Source organism: Streptococcus gingivalis (genome assembly GCF_035544715.1).
GTDB lineage: Bacteria > Bacillota > Bacilli > Lactobacillales > Streptococcaceae > Streptococcus > Streptococcus gingivalis.
In genome coordinates this window covers 557,325-576,355 of record NZ_JAYKTO010000001.1, presented here as the reverse complement: position 1 = coordinate 576,355, position 19,031 = coordinate 557,325, and the positions used below count along the sequence as shown (strand labels likewise).

Annotated in this window: 20 protein-coding genes and 1 riboswitch; of the genes, 19 read left to right on the top strand and 1 reads right to left on the bottom strand. The window is 36.2% G+C overall.

The window, feature by feature from the left end; all coding sequences use genetic code 11:
- Window positions 1-10: 10 nt before the first annotated feature.
- Window positions 11-430, bottom strand: coding sequence for an SP_0198 family lipoprotein (locus tag SM122_RS02830; protein WP_023023543.1), 420 nt, complete (start codon window positions 428-430; stop codon window positions 11-13).
- Between the two features lie 316 nt (window positions 431-746).
- Between SM122_RS02830 and SM122_RS02825 the strand changes: the two genes are divergently transcribed.
- The 19 genes from SM122_RS02825 to SM122_RS02735 all read left to right on the top strand — a co-directional run bounded on the left by SM122_RS02825 (window position 747) and on the right by SM122_RS02735 (window position 19,020).
- Window positions 747-2,066: a haloacid dehalogenase-like hydrolase gene (locus tag SM122_RS02825; RefSeq protein ID WP_195327086.1), complete on the top strand. Its 1,320-nt coding sequence runs from the start codon at window positions 747-749 to the stop codon at window positions 2,064-2,066.
- Window positions 2,067-2,075: 9 nt separating this feature from the next.
- Window positions 2,076-2,510: a EutP/PduV family microcompartment system protein gene (locus tag SM122_RS02820; RefSeq protein WP_049472785.1), complete on the top strand. Its 435-nt coding sequence runs from the start codon at window positions 2,076-2,078 to the stop codon at window positions 2,508-2,510.
- 50 nt (window positions 2,511-2,560) lie between these two features.
- Window positions 2,561-3,643: a threonine-phosphate decarboxylase CobD gene (gene cobD, locus SM122_RS02815; RefSeq protein WP_049472786.1), complete on the top strand. Its 1,083-nt coding sequence runs from the start codon at window positions 2,561-2,563 to the stop codon at window positions 3,641-3,643.
- On the top strand, window positions 3,643-4,518 hold the full coding sequence (locus tag SM122_RS02810; protein ID WP_023023532.1) for a GHMP family kinase ATP-binding protein: 876 nt from the start codon (window positions 3,643-3,645) through the stop codon (window positions 4,516-4,518). Before cobD ends, SM122_RS02810 begins: the two co-directional genes overlap by 1 nt.
- Window positions 4,511-5,575 carry a nicotinate-nucleotide--dimethylbenzimidazole phosphoribosyltransferase gene (gene cobT, locus SM122_RS02805; RefSeq protein WP_049474834.1) on the top strand — a complete coding sequence of 355 codons (1,065 nt, stop codon included), beginning with the start codon at window positions 4,511-4,513 and terminating at the stop codon, window positions 5,573-5,575. The genes SM122_RS02810 and cobT overlap by 8 nt, the downstream gene beginning before the upstream one ends.
- A gap of 20 nt (window positions 5,576-5,595) precedes the next feature.
- Window positions 5,596-6,198, top strand: a complete 603-nt coding sequence (locus SM122_RS02800; protein ID WP_003006874.1) for a cob(I)yrinic acid a,c-diamide adenosyltransferase — start codon at window positions 5,596-5,598, stop codon at window positions 6,196-6,198.
- Window positions 6,199-6,498: 300 nt separating this feature from the next.
- Window positions 6,499-6,644: riboswitch (adenosylcobalamin (AdoCbl) riboswitch) on the bottom strand.
- A gap of 278 nt (window positions 6,645-6,922) precedes the next feature.
- Window positions 6,923-8,065 carry a 1-propanol dehydrogenase PduQ gene (locus tag SM122_RS02795; RefSeq protein ID WP_003006876.1) on the top strand — a complete coding sequence of 381 codons (1,143 nt, stop codon included), beginning with the start codon at window positions 6,923-6,925 and terminating at the stop codon, window positions 8,063-8,065.
- Window positions 8,066-8,536: 471 nt separating this feature from the next.
- Window positions 8,537-8,881 (top strand): BMC domain-containing protein, encoded by a 345-nt coding sequence (locus tag SM122_RS02790; RefSeq protein ID WP_003006878.1) that lies wholly within the window; start codon window positions 8,537-8,539, stop codon window positions 8,879-8,881.
- A gap of 22 nt (window positions 8,882-8,903) precedes the next feature.
- Entirely contained in the window at window positions 8,904-9,482 is a 579-nt protein-coding gene (locus SM122_RS02785) for an ANTAR domain-containing response regulator (RefSeq protein WP_037607841.1), read from the top strand.
- Window positions 9,469-10,905, top strand: a complete 1,437-nt coding sequence (locus SM122_RS02780) for a sensor histidine kinase (RefSeq protein WP_195327087.1) — start codon at window positions 9,469-9,471, stop codon at window positions 10,903-10,905. The genes SM122_RS02785 and SM122_RS02780 overlap by 14 nt, the downstream gene beginning before the upstream one ends.
- Before the next feature lie 108 nt (window positions 10,906-11,013).
- Window positions 11,014-12,444 carry an ethanolamine ammonia-lyase reactivating factor EutA gene (eutA, locus tag SM122_RS02775; protein ID WP_049472790.1) on the top strand — a complete coding sequence of 477 codons (1,431 nt, stop codon included), beginning with the start codon at window positions 11,014-11,016 and terminating at the stop codon, window positions 12,442-12,444.
- A 26-nt stretch (window positions 12,445-12,470) separates the two neighbouring features.
- Window positions 12,471-13,841 (top strand): ethanolamine ammonia-lyase subunit EutB, encoded by a 1,371-nt coding sequence (locus SM122_RS02770; RefSeq protein ID WP_049472791.1) that lies wholly within the window; start codon window positions 12,471-12,473, stop codon window positions 13,839-13,841.
- Window positions 13,842-13,857: 16 nt separating this feature from the next.
- Window positions 13,858-14,781: an ethanolamine ammonia-lyase subunit EutC gene (gene eutC, locus SM122_RS02765; RefSeq protein WP_195327088.1), complete on the top strand. Its 924-nt coding sequence runs from the start codon at window positions 13,858-13,860 to the stop codon at window positions 14,779-14,781.
- A 16-nt stretch (window positions 14,782-14,797) separates the two neighbouring features.
- A complete protein-coding gene (eutL, locus tag SM122_RS02760) occupies window positions 14,798-15,451 on the top strand; it encodes an ethanolamine utilization microcompartment protein EutL (RefSeq protein WP_003006890.1) in 654 nt (217 codons plus the stop codon).
- A 14-nt stretch (window positions 15,452-15,465) separates the two neighbouring features.
- Window positions 15,466-16,086: a BMC domain-containing protein gene (locus tag SM122_RS02755; RefSeq protein ID WP_195327089.1), complete on the top strand. Its 621-nt coding sequence runs from the start codon at window positions 15,466-15,468 to the stop codon at window positions 16,084-16,086.
- Window positions 16,087-16,097: 11 nt separating this feature from the next.
- Complete coding sequence (locus SM122_RS02750) at window positions 16,098-17,582, top strand: acetaldehyde dehydrogenase (acetylating) (RefSeq protein ID WP_053090709.1); 1,485 nt, start codon at window positions 16,098-16,100, stop codon at window positions 17,580-17,582.
- A gap of 31 nt (window positions 17,583-17,613) precedes the next feature.
- Window positions 17,614-17,901 (top strand): BMC domain-containing protein, encoded by a 288-nt coding sequence (locus tag SM122_RS02745; RefSeq protein WP_049472794.1) that lies wholly within the window; start codon window positions 17,614-17,616, stop codon window positions 17,899-17,901.
- Window positions 17,902-17,929: 28 nt separating this feature from the next.
- Window positions 17,930-18,211 (top strand): BMC domain-containing protein, encoded by a 282-nt coding sequence (locus SM122_RS02740; RefSeq protein ID WP_006596190.1) that lies wholly within the window; start codon window positions 17,930-17,932, stop codon window positions 18,209-18,211.
- A 167-nt stretch (window positions 18,212-18,378) separates the two neighbouring features.
- Window positions 18,379-19,020 carry a hypothetical protein gene (locus SM122_RS02735; protein ID WP_195327090.1) on the top strand — a complete coding sequence of 214 codons (642 nt, stop codon included), beginning with the start codon at window positions 18,379-18,381 and terminating at the stop codon, window positions 19,018-19,020.
- The last annotated feature ends 11 nt before the right edge of the window (window positions 19,021-19,031 follow it).

The following is a 19,031-nucleotide window of genomic DNA, read 5'->3' as shown; positions in this document are numbered from 1 at the left end:
ATTTTTTATGCTATTTCGTTAATACAATGGTATCAGAAGGATCGCGATCGTCATCTTCAATAGTGAGTTGGTTACCTTCTAGTTTGTAAAATTTGAGATCATCCCCTACAGTAAGAGTATGATTGTCAGCGTGAATGGTTACAGGCTTGCTTTCTTTCTCGCCATCACTTTCAACCTCTTCCCATGTGCCAGTTGTACCAGAGAGGGTCAAAGTGATCTGATCAGTTTCATCAGTCCCTTTGTATGTACCATCAAGATTTTCACCCTGGCTAGCAGTTTGAGAATCCTTAGAGTTTGAAGCGCTTGATGCGATCTGTTGTGAACTAGCAGAGCTTGCAGGTGTTTGAGCTGTCTGGTTCGAGCAGGCTGCTAAAAGACCAAGAACTGCCAGTGAGGCAAGAGAAAGTGTGAATTTATTGGACAATGTCATAGGCTTGTCTCCTTTCTTTGATACCCAAAGTATAGCAAAGGAAGAAGGAGAACTCAATGAAAATGACTTTTCTGAAAGAGAATGAATCCCTCAGTTAGCATGAAAACATTAGAAGATGTAGTTTCTGACACGATTAGAATAAGAATGGCGAAAAAATGTAACCGTTTTCGGTTGACATTCTATCTGCTAATTAGTATAATGGGTGTGGAATAATATAAAAGGCAATGAGGCCTATGATTGCAATGGCGCAACCGTTTCAAATCATAGGTCCTTTATTGCCTTTTTTCTAATTAAATTTTATTTTGGAGGTTTTCTTATGAAGAAACATCGTCTCTTTTTCGTTTGTGGTTTAGCCTTATTTATGGTTGGGTGCCAGGCTTCTCAGTCATCCAAAACAACAGAGCCTAGTAAAGCTAAACAAGAAACAAGTGTTTCTAAGGAAGATCAAGTACTCAATCGTGGTCAGTGGGAGGATAAGCTATATAAGAAATTAAGCAATGTCATTAAAGATAATGGTAAATCTAGCTCTAAATATGATGAATCAGCAAAACCATATGCTGTATTTGACTGGGATAACACAACCGTCATCAATGATATCGGTGAAGCAACCTTCACTTATCAGATCGAAAACTTGGAATTTAAGATGACACCGGAAGAGTTAGATAAGGCTATTCGTACAAATATCCCAGAGGATAACTTTAAAGAAGATCATAACAATAAACAAGGAAATCCTGTCAACATTGATAAGATTGCTAAGGATATCGTTTCTGATTATACTGTTCTTTATAACGAATACAAAGGTTTCAAGGGGACTAAGAGTCTTGATGAAGTGAAACAATTAGACGAATATAAAGATTTCAGTGCTAAATTACGTTATCTTTACGAAGCAATTGGTGGAACTTTCAGTTCAGATATTTCTTATCCATGGGTTACCTACTTATTTACAGGTATGACTTCAGAAGAAGTTCAAGCCTTATCTGAAAAATCAATTGAACGTGCCTTAAAAGAAGATTTAGTTTATGAAACTTGGGTGAGCCCAGAAAGCTTGAAGGGTGAAGCTGGTCAAGTAGAAATCAAATTTAAACGTGGTGTTCGCGCAGTAAAAGAGATGCAAAATCTTTATAAGACACTACAAGATAATGGCATAGATGTTTATGTTGTTTCTGCTTCATTCCGAGATGTTGTTGTTCCTTTTGCTACTAAGGAAAAATTTGGATATAATATTACTGAAGACCATGTCTATGGAATGGAACTTGTTAAAAATGATTCTGGTGTCATTCAATCAGAATACAATAACGACTACTTCCAAACACAAGGTGAAGGAAAAACAAAAACAATCAAGAAGTTCATTGCAGATAAACATGGGAACCAAGATCCTATTCTAATTGCTGGAGATAGTAATGGGGACTATGCAATGTTGAAAGATTTTGAAGGATTACAGATGGGAATCATCTTTAACCTATTACGGGATCCATCTAAAGGAATTGGCTTACTTTCACAGACTGCAGTAGATACATATGATAGCAAAGATGCCAAATACTTCTTACAAGGTCGTGATGAAAACAAAGGTGTTTTAGTTAAGAGTAGAGAAACAATCAAGTTGGGAACTGATGAGGCACAATTAATTAAAAAATAGGGGAGATTTATGAAGAAAATCATGTTTGTTGGTTCAGTGGGAGTGGGTAAAACAACGCTAACCCAACGATTAAAAGGATTAGATATTGAGTATTTTAAAACGCAGGCTGTTCAATTTCACGATAGTATTATTGATACGCCAGGGGAATTTTTACAACACAGACGCTATTACAATGCTTTAACAGTGACTGCAGCAGAAGCTGAAATCATTGGACTCTTAATTGCAGGGAATTCAACCATGCAAACTTTTCCTCAAGGATTTTCTTCATTATTCACCCAAGATGTGATTGGAATCATTAGTAAGATTGACCTAGTAGACTCTGAGGAGCAATTGGAATTTGCGCGTAAACAATTGTTAGATGCAGGTGTTAAACAAATTTTTGAGATTTCTTCAACTGAAAATACTGGGATCGATGCTTTAAAAGACTTTCTTGAGAGTGAGTAAACATGATATAATCTAAAAGGACTACTTTATCTTTCAAGAAGGAGATGTGTATGATTGTTGAACACGGAGGGAATGGACGTCTATTAGCTGAAAAAAATGGAAACTCTTCTGAAAAGTGGATTGATTTTAGTGCCAACATCAATCCTCTTGGAGTTTCCGAAAACCTCCGCCAAGTCTTAGTGGAGAGCATTGATAGAATTACAGAGTACCCAGATATCACAAACCAATATGAAAAAGATTTACTTAGAGACCATCACGGTAATCATGATCTAGAAATTCTTTTGTCAAATGGTGCGGTAGGTTTATTTTATGAGTTAGCTCAGATCTTAAAACCCAAGAGATTACTGATTTTAAGTCCAACCTTTATGGAATATGAAAAGGCTTTTTATCAAGAAGGGACAGAAATTATTTATCATCATTTAACATCTCCTAATTTTGTTTGGACAGTGAAAGATCTTTTATCAGACATGGATCATTTGAAAGCAGGAGATGTTGTCTTATTATGTAATCCCAATAATCCAACTGGATCTGTTGTTCCAGTTAGTCAATTGCTAGAAATTGCGAAAAAATTACTGGAACGGAATATTCATTTTATTCTAGATGAAGCTTTTATTGACTTTTTAGAAGACGAGGAAAAGTATAGTTTTGTTCCATATTTGAGTGAGTTTACAAATACAATTGTTGTTCGATCTCTAACCAAGTTTTATGCGATTCCAGGATTACGATTAGGATACGCCCTTGGGAAACATCCATGCTTAACAAAGATTAATGAACGTAGGGCTCCGTGGACAATTAATGCACTGGCTCTTCAAGCTTTGCCTGTGATTTTAAAGGATCAGGATTATCAAGCTCAGACTCTAAAATGGTTACAAGAGGAAAAAGACTTCCTGTATCGTTCTTTGGAAACTTTTTCTGCATTAACTGTTTTAAAACCAAGTGTTAATTATATCTTTTTTAAGTATACGGGGTCTAAGAATTTACGTGAAGAATTATGGCGCTATAACATTTTTATCCGCTCCTGTTCCAACTACCGTAATTTAAGTAGTGATTACTACCGCGTTGCAATTCGTAGCAGAGAAGAGAATACCTGTTTATTAGTCGCCTTGAAAGCGATTCTTGGAGGACATGAGTAGTGGAAGGGACAATGATAGCATCTTGTCCAGGATCTTGTGGAGAATTATTCCAATGTGTTGTAGATGGTCGTGAATTTTTGATGTCTTATGGCATTGAAAAGAAAAGCCAAGTATTAATTGGCCCTCAAACAGGTGTAGTAGGAGAAGAGTTGCGTCCTAAAATGCTGCGAGTTATAAATGAATTAACAGATCAGATAGATTTCGACTTCTCTTTTCAAACAGATATCTCTGTTGGAAAGGGATATTCTAGTAGTACAGCGGATATGCTGTCAATTTTAGGTGCTTATTTTTCTTGCAAACAAAAGGAAGTGTCAGTCCCTCTGTTAACGAGCTTATGTTCTAAGATTGAACCAAGCGATTCCGTCGGTTTTTCAGACTGGACTGTGATGAATCCTCTTGACGGTGCGATCAAATGGCAGACAAAATGGAAACCGAATCTTTATGTGTACATTCTAGAGCCAGATCAAATCGTCGATACAACGAGTTTCATAAGAATGACAGATAGTCCCTTGTATCCTGCTAAGCAATCAAAGAAATTGCTGATTGATTTCAAAACTGCCTGTGACAAACAAAATGTGAAGCTATTAGGTAAGTTGGCGACTACAAGTGCCTTGTTAAATAACAAACGGTTGCCCAAACCCTATTTAGAAGAAATTATAGAAATTACAACAGAATTAGGTTTACTAGGAGTAAATGTTGCTCATAGTGGTAGCATCGTTGGTATTCTGTTGACTCAAGATCAGCTGATTCACTTGAATAAGTTAGAAGAACGACTTTCCCAACATCCTCTGGCAAGCTATTATTCTATAAGGAATCTAAGCAAAATTATATATGATGGGCTAAAAGTGAAGAAGGTGGAGGAAATCTGTGGATAGGCAAGATGAATTAAATCAAATCCTAAAAAATATTGTACCGATTGATGCTAAAGCATTAGAAGAGGGAAAAAACTATTGTGATCGATTAGCGAAACCTCTAGGTGCATTAGGAAAAATGGAAAAAATGTATGCTAGATTACATGCGATGTTCCCTGACAATATCCAGTTGACGAAGAAAATGGTCATGATTTATGTAGCGGATAATGGAGTTTGCGATGAAGGAATCTCCTCAAACCCTATCGAAACAACATTTATTGTAGCCAATAATATTAGAAATGGGAAAGCAGGGGTGGCTAATATTGCTGAATATGCGGGTTCAGATATTTGCGTCATTGATATTGGTTGTAAAAGCCCAATCTATCCTGATAATCCAGACCATATTCTAAATGGAACACGAAATATGCTAAAGGAACCTGCCATGACTCGTCAGGAGGCCCTAGAAGCGATTTTGGTTGGGTATAGAAGAACTGTTGAATTGATTAATCAGGGCTATACCTTATTTGGGACTGGTGAGATGGGGGTTGGAAATACCACGACATCCGCAGCAGTTATTGCCGCAACTTTGGGGCTCCCTGCACAAGAGGTGACGGGATATGGAGCGGGTGTTACGGAAAAGATGAAGGCTCATAAAACAGCAGTTATCCAAGAAGCAGTAACCAATCATGCACCTTATAGTGATATGATTGATCTGGTTTCAAAAGTTGGTGGGCTGGATATGTTGGGAATGGTTGGCACCTATCTAGCATGTGCCCAACATCAACTGCCTTGTGTCATCGATGGACTGATTTCTTTAACGGGACTCTTGATAGCTTCTCAATTAAAGAAAGAGGTTTTAGATTATTGCTTCCCATCGCATTGTTCAACAGAACCAGGATATCGAATCGTTTCTGACTACTTAGGATTATCCCCTATGCTTCAAATGGATATGCGTTTAGGAGAAGGTTCTGGCTGTCCTTTAGCTTTCTTTTTAATGGAAAGTTCTGTATATACCATAGAACATATGCCAACTTTTGAAGAAGGAAAATTGGACCGGGATGACTATGTCGATATTAGATAATAGGAATAAAGGAGGAAAATATGCAATTATATACAAAGACCGGTGATAAAGGTCTTACAAAATTAGTAGGTGGTCAAAGTGTTGCAAAGGATTCGGATCGAGTCAATGCATACGGGACTATTGATGAACTAAATACTTGGGTTGGTTATACGATTAGTAAAATGGATCCTGAAGATGAATTGAGAGACGAATTGTATCAGTTACAAAATTATTTGTTTGATTGCGGTTCAGATTTATCTACTCCACATGGTGTTTACCCATATAAAGTGGATGAAAGCCTCATCAAATGGATTGAAGAACGAATTGATACGTATGCGGATATTCCACCAGCTCTGGAAAGATTCATTTTACCTGGCGGTGATGAAATTGCTTCAATGGTTCATGTAGCAAGAACCATTGCGCGTCGTGCAGAACGACATATTGTCGCGACCATGTGGACAAATGAAATTAATAATCAAGTCTTAATTTTTGTGAATCGTTTATCTGACTATTTCTTTGCTCTTGCCAGAGTGATTAATTATCGAAAACACTGTGAGGATATTCCTTATGAAAGAGGAGCAAAAGTGTTTCACAATATTACAAAAGCAGATGTGGAGCGGTGGGCAAAGAAAAATAATAACTAGAATAAAAGCACTACCTCTAATAAAAAAATAGGGGCAGTGCTTTTTTATCTATGTCATAATTTTTTGATTAAAGGTGATAAGAAAAAAAACCTTGTCTTTCCTAAAGGGAAGGACAAGGTTAGAATTCGAAAGCCAGATGTACAACAGTGTACAAATTTCGTGCTAAGCTTCATTGGTTAACAGTAGCTTTCCAAATATTGACTCTGCTTCTTTGCAGATGATGGGAACCCCATCCTTAGAAAATGATACGTACTCATACGTAGAGTCAATAGGGGAAAGCACTATTTTGGTGTATTTCCTAACTGACATCACCACCTTACATCGAGGCGTGAAATCTACTAAAATTTAAGAATAAAGACCTGACTTAAAGCTAAGCTTATCACAGTGGCGGGACCGTGTTGGATTTTCACCAAACTTCCATACTCTTAAAAGTACCAAAATCATTTCTAGTAACTTTATGATAGCACGATCTAGAAGAATCTGCAAGTATTATGATCAAAAAAATAAAATATATGTTTTTTCTTTTGCGTTGTAAGCGTTTTTATGATATACTTTTTGTAAAGTACAAGGACGTACAATTTTAAGCAATGAAGCTATATGAAATATGCCAAAATTTATACTATTTGGTAGTGTTTCATGTGGCTTCTTTTTATGTTGTTTTAAGAGTTTCAAATGATAAAGGGGGTAAAATAAAATAAGAAACTCTGAAAAGAAAGGAGAAAGAATGTATAATATTTACTACAAAACTAAAATTTTTGTCGGCAAAGGTGCTTTGGCCCAATTAGAAAACTATCATAACAAAACCATATTGGTTGTTGCTGATCCGTTTTTAAAAGAATCTGGACAGTTAGATAAAATTCTTGATTATTTAGACGCTAGTAACGATATCATAACCTTTACTGATATTGTTCCAGATCCGCCTATTGATGTTATTGTGGCAGGGATTCACGCGACTGAAGGGAAATCAATCGATATTGTCTTATCTGTCGGTGGGGGATCTGCAATTGATGCATCTAAAGCAATGTATTACTTTGCGAAGAAACAAGGGATTTTTACTGATGTGGAATTGATCTCTATCCCAACTACTAGTGGAACAGGATCTGAAGTGACAAGTTTCGCAGTTATTACTGATGCTGAGAAAGGACAAAAGTATCCGATCGTAGATTGGGATATTCTACCGGATATCGCTATATTAGATTCCAATTTGGTGGAAACACTACCAGCTAATATTACAGCAGATACTGGTATGGATGTATTAACACATGCGATTGAGGCCTATGTTTCAAATAAAGCAACTGATTTTTCTGATGCTTTGGCTGAAAAAGCTATCAAATTAGTATTTGAATACTTGCCTCGTGCATACAAAAATGGACATGATTTAGAAGCACGTGAAAAAATGCATGTAGCCTCTACTTTGGCGGGAATGGCCTTCAACTCAGCTTCATTGGGGATTAATCATAGTATCGCCCATGCAGCTGGAGCTAAATTCCATATTCCTCATGGACGACTTAATAGCATCTTAATGCCACATATTATCCAGTATAATGCGAATGTGGCAACGACAGGTACCCGTGCTGGTAATTTGAATAAAGAAACTGCTGAAAGATATCAACAGATTGCTCGTTTATTAGGGTTGAGTGCTTCTACACCTATTCTAGGTGTAAGACAATTAGTGGATGCTGTTCGAAAACTTCAGAAGAAATTAGATCATCCGACTTCTTTAAGATCTTATGGAGTGGGAGTGGATGATTTTAATGCTCATAAACGTGAGATTGCGGAAGCTGCTTTATTGGATAAGTGTACGATTACAAATCCGAGAGTCCCTACAGTTGAAGAATTATTGAAGGTTTTAGAACAAGCTTTCTAAAAAGAGTCATTTTAAATTAACAAAAATAGAGTATAAAGTCTAATTCATTTAGTAGAAATGAATCTGCTGGTGAAAATTAAAAAAGACATGTGAGTTCAGATTTTTTTATGAATATATATATATAATAAAAGTTCACATGATTAATTGGAATTTTTAAATTTATTTTGTTTAATATAGGCTTACTTTTATAATTTTTTAAAAGCACTAATAAGTTGTCTTGTATTGGTTTTGCATAGTACATAATTAGATGTTAGTGGTTCTATATTTTATAATCAATTATTTCAAATAGTTAAATTAACATACAAAAAATTAAAGGATTAAAAAAATTTCCCTCAAATTTAGGATCTTTAATTTGACACTGTTATGTAATAATTTAATTAATAAATTTTATTGAAAGCGAATACTAAATATAGTATAATCAAATTATTTAGAATTATATTTATTGTAAAACCAATCCAGAGGTGGTAATAAATGTCAGAAAAACAAAGAATGATTCAGGAATACGTTCCTGGTAAACAAGTCACATTAGCACATTTAATTGCTAGTCCTGATCCTGTTATTTTTGAAAAATTGGGGTTACAGACAGATTTTCGTGATGCTATTGGGATATTGACCATCACTCCAAGTGAGGCTGCAATTATTGCTGTGGATATAGCTACTAAAGCAGCTGGGGTACAGATTGGTTTTGTGGATCGATTTAGCGGATCTGTTGTAATGACAGGGGATGTTGCGTCAGTAGATGCATCACTCCACGCAGTATTAAATGGTTTAGAAGAGATTCTAGGCTTTTCAAGTACAGTTGTAACAAGAACATAATTTCATATGAGGGATGGAGTTTATGAAAGGCAGAATACTAATTTGTGATGATGATCCGATTATTCGCTTAGATATCAAACAAATTTTAGAACAGTCAGATTATGAAGTGGCTGCAGAAGCAAGTGATGGTTTTGAAGCTATTGAACTTTGTCAAAAACACTTTTTCGATCTAGTAATAATGGATATTAAATTACCGTTATTAGATGGTTTGTCAGCAGGTAAAAAAATATTAGATGATGAATTAGCATACGGTGTGATAATTCTTTCTGCTTATAATGATGACCATTATATCAAAAAAGCAAGTTTAACTGGTGCTAGTGCTTACTTGGTAAAACCGTTGGATGCAAAGTCTTTAATTCCTACAATAGCAGTTTGTATAGAGAAAGGACGGCAACAGCAATTACTTTCGAAGGAATTAATTAAAATTAGTAAGAAGCTCGATGATCGAATTGTTTTAGAAAAGGCTAAAGGACTTTTGATGACGAGAGATAATCTTACGGAACCAGAGGCTTTTAAACAGATTCGGACAATCAGTATGCAAAAGCGTGTTCCAATGATTGAAATTGCAAAGTTGCTGTTATTGAATAATGAAGTACAATAATCAGATAAAGAAATTTTGCGAGGATAAAACAGATCTTAATGAAGCAGATATTGATTATTTGATTCGACAATCAGAGGCAGTTTTATCAAGCAAAGAGTTTATGGATAAGGACGTCTTCATTGATGTAAAAAATATTTTTTCTGATCATGCAATTGTCGTTTTTCATAGAAAGCCTCATACAAAGGAGAGCTTGTATGAAAAAACAGTTGTTGGGCAGTCTGCCTTTTTAGAAAATGAACCTGGGGTTCTTCGTACACTTCAAACAGGTGTTCCTTCTGTGGGTCTTCGAGGACAATCGCAAGAAGGAGTTGCAATTGAACAGACTGTTTTTCCAATTATCAGAGGAAAAAAAGTAATTGCTACTTTAATCGTTGAAAGTGATTTTTCAGATAGTTTCTCATCAAGTTTTTCTCTCCAGCATTCGAAAGGTGACCATTCTTATATTTTTCAAGCACCTTCTGAATCAATCCGGGAAGAAGAGGTATCATTATTAGATTATGTAGAAGATGCAGTATTAGTATTTGATCGAGGAGGATTTTTACTACATTGCAATCAATCAGCGGTTGTCTTATATCGAAGTAAGTTGGGTTACTTAGAAAGTATACAAGGAATGCATTATGATAATCTCTCTTTAGATGGAACAATTTTTTCTGAATTAGTAGAGGATAATTTTTCAAATAGTAATAAAACAGTTAAGTACGGAAAACATTATTTTCAAGTGAAGTGTTATCCCAATGCTCGCAATCATCAAACGATTATTACTATAAAAGATACCAGTGAACTACGGGAAAAAGACAAAGAAATCCAAGAGAGTTTGATTGCTTCTCGAGAAATTAATCACCGAGTTAAAAATCATCTTCAAACCATTATTTCTTTATTGCGATTGCAAGGAGCACAGGTTAAAGAGTTTGGTACAAAAGTTGCTTTTGAAGACTGTATAAACAGAATTTTCTCGATAGCTGCTACCTATGAACTTCTTTCTAATCAAGAAAATGAAAAAATAGATTTGAAGTCTTTGGTTGAAATTGTTTCATCAAATCTTCAACGCTGTTTTGCAGAAAAATCAGAAATTCAATTAAAATTAAAATTATGTGATGATATTTACTTGGATCATAATAGAGCATCGTCACTGGCATTGGTAATAAATGAATTATTACAAAATGCTTATGAGCATGCTTTTTCCAATAAAAAATATCAAAAAAATAAAAAAAATCAATGTATTCGTTTGCAAATGACGAAAAATGATGATATAATACGTATACAAGTAATTGATAATGGTAGCGGTTACAATGTCGAAACCGTGGGTCAAGAGCATCTTGGCTTAATACTTGTTCAAAGATTTGTAGAGAGTAAATTATCCGGAAGACTAGACACGACCTCAAACAATGAGGGAACGCAAGTTAAGATAATTTTTAAAGTGTAAATAATTCTAGACTAACAATGAAGTCAGTCGAAAAGCAATGACGCTTAAAGGATGCAAGAAACCGATGTTTCAGTGCATTCTTTAAGCGTCTTTTTTTGGAGGTTTCCTATGTCGGATAAAATTTTGAGTGTTGGGTTAGATCTTGGAACTGCAACTACTCAATTGGTCCTATCTGAACTTACGATTGAAAATATTGCTTCTGTATTTACAATCCCAAGAGTATATATAACGGATAAAAAAGTCCTTTATAAAAGTAAAATTATTTTTACACCAATTTCACATCAGTCTTTGATAGAAGTTGATAAGATAAAAGATTTTGTTATCCAAGAATATCAAAAAGCTGGGATTGAAAAGCAAGATATTCAGATGGGGGCAGTAATTATTACCGGTGAAACAGCTAGAAAAGAAAATGCCAGCCAAGTTTTGCAGGCGTTGAGCGGTTACGCTGGGGACTTTGTAGTTGCTACTGCGGGGCCAGATCTAGAGAGTATTATCGCAGGCAAGGGAGCGTGTGCACACCAATATTCTCAAGAACACCATACTTCCGTTGTAAATATTGATATTGGAGGTGGAACTTCAAACTTCGCTGCATTTCGCGAAGGAGATGTAATTGATACAGGTTGTTTTGATATTGGCGGTCGTTTGATCAAGATTGATCCTAATACACTTAAAATACATTATATTTCACCGAAACTACAAGAAATTATAAAACAAGAAAATTTAAGACTGTTTTTGGATGAAATTGTAAATAGGGATGAATTGAATAAATTAATCCAAATTTTAGTGAGAGTTTTAGAAAAGGCAGTTGGGCTTGAAGTGGATGCTCCATATTACGAGTTTTTACAAACCAACCATGGATTGCGACTCGATTATGAATTGAAATGTGTTTCATTTTCCGGAGGAGTAGCCGATGCTATTTATCAAGATTCTGCTACTAATGATTTTGCCTACGGTGATATTGGTATCATATTGGGACGTGCTATTCGTCAATCAAAGATTTTTGAACAAAAGAGAGTGATTGAATCAGCCGAAACAATTCGAGCAACAGTCGTAGGTGCTGGAAGTCATACAACAGAGGTAAGCGGAAGCACCATCACTTATATTTCTAAAACTTTACCGATTAGAAATATACCTGTTTTGAAATTAGCGAAGGACGACGAGCTAGAGAGTTGTGAAAAATTAACAGAAATAATTCATGATAAATTAGAATGGTTTACCTTAGAAAATGAAGTTCAACAGGTTGCTTTAGCAATTAATGGTGAAAAAAGTCCAAGTTTTGTTAGAGTACAAGAATATGCAAGCGCTATCATAAAAGGAATGGGAGAAAGTATTCGAAAGAACATTCCATTACTTGTAGTTGTTAGAGAAGATATGGCTAAGGTTTTAGGGCAATGTTTGTTTGCTGAATTACCAAAAGATTATCCGTTTGTATGTATTGACTCAGTTGATGTCCAAAATGGTGACTACATCGATATAGGTAATCCAGTGATAGAGGGATCGGTCTTGCCGGTCGTTGTTAAAACGTTAGTTTTTAATTAAGAAATTATTAAAGGAGGAGACTTTAAATGATTTTAAAGACAAAATTATTTGGAAGAGTCTATGAATTCAAATCAGTAAAAGAAGTTCTAGCTAAAGCCAATGAATACAAGTCGGGTGACCAACTTGCTGGGGTGGCGGCTGAATCTTCTGAAGAACGTGTAGCAGCTAAGGTGGTTTTATCACAATTAAAACTATCAGATTTGTTTAACAATCCTGTTGTTCCATACGAAGAGGACGAAGTAACTCGCATTATTATTGATGATGTAAACCTTCGAACTTATGAAAAGATTAAAAATTGGACTGTTTCTGAACTTCGTGAGTGGATTTTAGATAACAACCACCAAAATGTTGATATTCAATGGCTTTCTCGTGGATTGACCTCAGAAATGGTTGCAGCGGTTGCTAAGTTGATGACAAACTTAGACTTGATTGTTGCAGCAAATAAGATTGTCATTACAAAACGCGCTAATACAACCATTGGTATGCCGGGAACATTCTCTTCTCGTTTGCAACCAAACCACACTACAGATGATCCTGATGGAATTATGGCCTCTACAATGGAAGGTTTTGCTTATGGATGTGGGGATGCTCTGTTAGGGTTGAACCCAGTTGATGATTCTGTAGAGAGTACAAAACGAATTCTTCATAAGTTTAATGATTTTATCGAAGAGTATAAGATTCCAACACAACACTGTGTGCTAGCTCACGTTACAACTCAGATTGAAGCAATGAACCAAGGAGCTCCAACTGGATTGGTATTCCAGTCTATCGCAGGTTCTGAAAAAGGGAATGCGGCATTCGGTTTTGATGCAAAAGTTCTTCAGGAAGCTAAAGATACAGCTCATAAAGTTGGTACTGCAGCTGGTCCGAACGTGATGTACTTTGAAACTGGTCAAGGTTCTGAGTTGTCATCAGATGCTCACCATGGTGCTGACCAGGTAACGATGGAAGCACGTTGTTATGGTTTTGCGAAACGTTTTGATCCATTCTTGGTTAACACAGTAGTTGGATTCATCGGTCCGGAATATTTGTATGATTCAAAACAAGTTATTCGTGCTGGTTTGGAAGATCACTTCATGGGCAAACTGACCGGTATTTCCATGGGTTGTGACATTTGTTACACGAACCACATGAAAGCCGATCAAAATGACGCTGAAAATCTATTGGTTCTTCTTGGAGCAGCTAATGTTAACTACATCATGGCAATTCCTCATGGTGATGATATCATGTTGAACTATCAAACTACTGGTTATCATGAAACTGCTACGATGCGTGATCTATTGAACAAACGTCCAATCAAAGAATTTGAAGAGTGGATGGAAAAAATGGGATTGATGAAGGATGGACATCTTACTGAAATCGGTGGAGACGGATCTATCTTTATGAAACAAAATTAGTAAGGAGGTATTGACAGTGAATGAACAAGATTTAAAAGAAATGATTCGTTCTTTGTTAAGCGAAATGGATACGGATACTGTTACAGAGCTAAAAAAGGAAGAGCAAACACAAAACTCTGAATTTAAGTCTCTTGAAAAGAATGGTGTTCAACCTGATAAAGAAGAAACGACTATTGAAGATGGAATTATTCCAGATATAACAGAAGTGGATATTCAGGAACAGTTTTTAGTTCCAAATGCAATTAACGAAGAAGCTTATCGTAAAATTAAAAAATTCACACCAGCTCGTTTGGGATTGTGGAGAGCAGGAAACCGTTATAAGACTGAGACAGTTCTTCGTTTCCGTGCAGACCATGCTGCAGCTCAAGATGCGGTGTTCTCATATGTTTCAGATGATTTTGTTAAAGAAATGGGATTCATTCCTGTTCAAACAAAAGCATCAACGAAAGATGAATACTTAACTCGTCCGGACTATGGTCGTGTATTCCCAGAAGATCAACAGAAAATCATTAAAGAATCTTGTAAACCAAATCCAAAAGTACAAATCGTTGTTGGTGATGGTTTGAGTTCATCAGCGATTGAAGCAAACGTAAGAGATTTCTTACCAGCCTTAAAACAAGGTTTGAAAATGTTTGGTCTGGATTTTAATGAAGTTCTTTTCATCAAACATGCTCGGGTAGCTGCAATGGACCAAATCGCTGAGCTTACAGGAGCTGAAGTTATCTGTATGCTAGTTGGAGAACGTCCTGGTTTGGTTACAGCTGAATCGATGAGTGCATATATGGCTTATAAACCAACAGTTGGGATGCCAGAATCACGTCGTACAGTAGTATCAAACATTCATAAAGGTGGAACTCCTGCAGTTGAAGCTGGAGCCTACGTGGCTGAAATTATTAAGAAGATTCTTGATAATAAGAAGTCAGGGGTAGAATTAAAATAGAAATGGGGTTTAGATTTTGAAAAATGATAGACTTGGCGCTAACGTATTAAGTGCATTATTAATTCCTAATGTAGATGCAGGGTTAGCAGCATCATTGGAACTGAAACCACATCATAGAAGTTTGGGAATTGTTACCTCTGACTGTGATGATGTAACCTATGTTGCTTTGGATGAAGCGACAAAAGCAGCTGATGTTGAAGTTGTTTATGCTCGTAGTATGTATGCTGGAGCTGGGAATGCTTCTACTAAGTTAGCTGGTGAAGTTATCGGTATTTTGGCGGGTCCAAATCCGGAAGAAGTTCGTAGTGGCTTAGATGTTGTAGTTTATGAAATTGAAAACGGGGCTAGTTTCTATAGTGCAAATGATGACGACAGCATCCCATATTTTGCTCATTGCATTTCAAGAGCAGGTAGTTATCTTTCGGAAGGTGCAAACGCAGAAGAAGGAACAGCCATTGCTTATTTAATTGCTCCTCCTGCAGAAGCTATGGTAGCTCTGGATGCAGCTTTAAAAGCTGCTGATGTATCGGTTGGTGCATTTTATGGACCACCAAGTGAAACAAACTTTGCAGGTGGATTATTGATTGGCTCTCAATCTGCATGTCGTGCAGCATGTGATGCATTTGCCCAAACTGTTCAAAGTATTGCAGATAATCCAAAGAGTTATTAAGATGAGGTGTGCTTATGGCAGAAAAAGCACTTGGATTAATTGAAGTACGAGGTTTTCTTGGGGCGGTCGTAGTTGCCGATGCTGCACTGAAAGCTGCCAACGTCTCACTATTGAATGTAGAAACTGTTAAGTCAGGGTTAAATACGGTTCAATTGGTTGGAGATGTTAGTGCAGTTAGATCAGCAGTGGAAGCTGCAGTTGAGATTGCACAAGATCAACCATACTATCTTCATAGTCACGTGATTGCACGATTAGACTCGCAAACTGATTCGATCCTCCTTCCAATTCAAAAGGAAGTGAATAAAGATGTGTCCAAAGCTGAAACTTCTTCATCTTTAGAAGAGAGTGTTTTAGAAGTGATTGATTTGATGGATGTACCCGAAGTTAATCCAAAACCTTTAATATCAGATAATGAAACAGCTTTTGTTGAAGATGTCATTTCTGAAATTATAGTTGATGAAGAGGTTCTAACAGAAGGACAGCAGAAATATTCTGAGGAAGAATTAAATAAATTCAAAGTTGTTGAATTAAGAAGTATTGCTTATCGGGAAGATAAAATCGATCTATCTAAGAAAGAAATTAAATTTGCGAACAAACAATTACTAATTCAAGCTTTACTGAAATTGAAATCATAGGAGAAAGTTGAATGTATATTGAAGATAAAGATCTTTTATCTATACAAGAAGTTCGCCATTTGATTCAACGAGCTAAAGTTGCACAACAAAAACTAGCATTGATGAGTCAGGAACAAATCGATACGATTGTAAAAGTTGTAGCTAAAGCTTGTTATGATCAAAGAGAACGTTTAGCCAAAATGGCCGCAGAAGAAACTGGATTTGGTAAGTGGCAAGATAAAGTTTTAAAAAATGCCCTTGCCTCAAAAGGTATTCTTGAAGAAATCAAGGATATGCGTACAGTTGGTATTTTGAACGAAGATAAAGAAAACAAAGTTATTGAAGTTGGTGTTCCAGTTGGTGTGGTTGCCGGATTAATCCCTTCAACCAATCCAACTTCAACAGTCATGTATAAAGCGCTTATCGCTTTAAAAGGTGGAAACAGTATTGTTTTCTCTCCACACCCACATGCTGCAAAATGTATCAATGAAACTGTTGATATTATTAAAAAAGCTGCAGTTTCAGCAGGTTGTCCCGAAGGTGCAATCGGAGTTATTCAACGAGTTTCTATTGAAGCAACCAATGAATTGATGAAACACAAAGATACAAACTTGATCTTGGCAACTGGTGGGAATGCAATGGTAAAAGCTGCGTATTCATCAGGAACACCTGCTATTGGGGTAGGTCCTGGTAATGGTCCAGCCTTTATCGAAAAAACTGCCGATATTCCTAAAGCAGTTCGTCAAATCCTAGATTCAAAAACGTTTGATAATGGTGTGATCTGTGCTTCTGAACAATCAATCATTGTCGAAGAAGAAACAAAAGATAAGGTTGTTGAAGAGTTCAAACGTCAAGGTGCTTACTTCGTTCCTAAAGAAGATGCTAAGAAACTTGGTTCCTTCATTATTCTACCTAGTGGAGCAATGAATCCAAAAATGGTAGGTAAAACACCTCAAGTGATCGCTAAACTGGCAGGAATTTCTGTTCCAGATGATGCTCGTGTTTTGATCGCTGACGGTGAAGGAGTCGGAAAACAATATCCATATTCTATGGAAAAACTTGCTCCTGTTCTTGGTTTCTATACTGTTAAAAATTGGGAAGAAGCATGTGAGTTGAGTATTCGAATTCTTCATCATGAAGGAGCTGGACACACATTAGCTATCCACACCCAAGATGAAAGTATCGTTCGAGAATTTGCCTTAAGAAAACCTGTTTCAAGACTTTTGGTCAATACTCCTGCTGCTTTAGGAGGAGTTGGTGCTACAACAGGTTTGTTCCCAGCCTTTACTTTAGGTTGTGGAGCTGTAGGTGGAAGCGCAACATCTGATAATGTCAGCCCATTGAATTTGATTAATATTCGCCGTGTCGCTTATGGTACTGCAGAATTGTCAGATTTAAGAAAGGCTGAAAATCAAGAAAATCTTGACTGTCAACGCTGTGAAGTTGATAAGCAAGTAGATGAAGAACAATTAGTTGATCTGCTTGTTCAACGTGTGTTATCAAAATTAACTAAATAACTTATTCATTTCATAATTGGAGGAAATTAAAATGGCAAACGCAAACGCATTAGGAATGGTTGAAACAAAAGGTTTAGTAGGTGCTATCGAAGCAGCAGATGCTATGGTAAAAGCAGCAAACGTTACATTGATTGGTAAACAACAAGTCGGTGCTGGATTGGTAACTGTAATGGTTCGTGGTGACGTAGGTGCGGTTAAAGCAGCAACAGACGCAGGAGCAGCAGCTGCTGAAATTGTGGGTGAATTAATTTCAGTTCACGTAATCCCACGTCCACACTCTGAAGTAGAAGTTATTCTACCACATCCATCAGCTGAATAATTAGGTTTAATAATAGGAGGAAAAGATTATGTCAAACGCAAACGCATTAGGAATGGTTGAAACAAAAGGTTTAGTAGGTGCTATCGAAGCAGCAGATGCTATGGTAAAAGCAGCAAATGTTACATTGATTGGTAAACAACAAGTTGGTGCTGGATTGGTAACTGTAATGGTTCGTGGTGATGTAGGTGCAGTTAAAGCTGCAACAGATGCAGGAGCAGCAGCTGCTGAAAATGTAGGTGAATTAATTTCAGTACATGTCATCCCACGTCCACATTCTGAAGTAGAAGTTATCCTACCTCATAAAGAGTAGATTTTTATAATTTCTCAATCAGGTAATCAGCAATTAATGTTTTGATAGGAATAAGCATTTTGATGTAAAGAATATTCATTCATGTTAATAGCTGTACGAGGTTGGGAAGTTGAATCTCAACCTCGTTGTATCCCTGTGGTTAATTTGTGGTAGAAGGATGTGAATGCATGACAGTTTATACTGAATCACGAATTAGAAAGCTAATAAAAGATGGCAAGATCAGTGAGCAAAATATCTTAAAACTTTCGAATGATGATAAATTGACTCCAGCTGCAAAAGGTTTTTTGCATGATCGCCATATTCAGATAGTTTATTCTGATTTGCCAAATAAAACTCAAACAGAGATTAGTAAACCATTTCATATGACTGTTTCGTCTCTAGAAGAGTCTGCTGTGTATCCACTACTTTTCAAGCTAACGAAACTATATACGTATTTTCTAAAATGTCAAAAGGAACTTCATCTTTCATATTTAGATGAGAAAGTTGATCAATTAGGGATTTTACTTCAAATAGTAGAAAAACTTGTCGGCTGTTATATCGAAGAGGATATCTCATTTTATAATCCAAATTTTGGGACAAATGAAGATTTACAGTCCATTCGAGTCATTAAACAGTTGGATCAAGGTAGTATAAGAGTTGATTTTAAATGTGAAAGCTGGAAACTTTCTTGTTATGAATTATATCTTGAAATTGTAAATATCCGTAAGGAATTACTGCTAGTATCATCGGATAATCAGGATATCTATGCAGAGAAACTGATAGCATTATTGAAATCAATTGAAGTTTTAGTGTGGCTTATTTTAGAATAGAATGTGGAGAA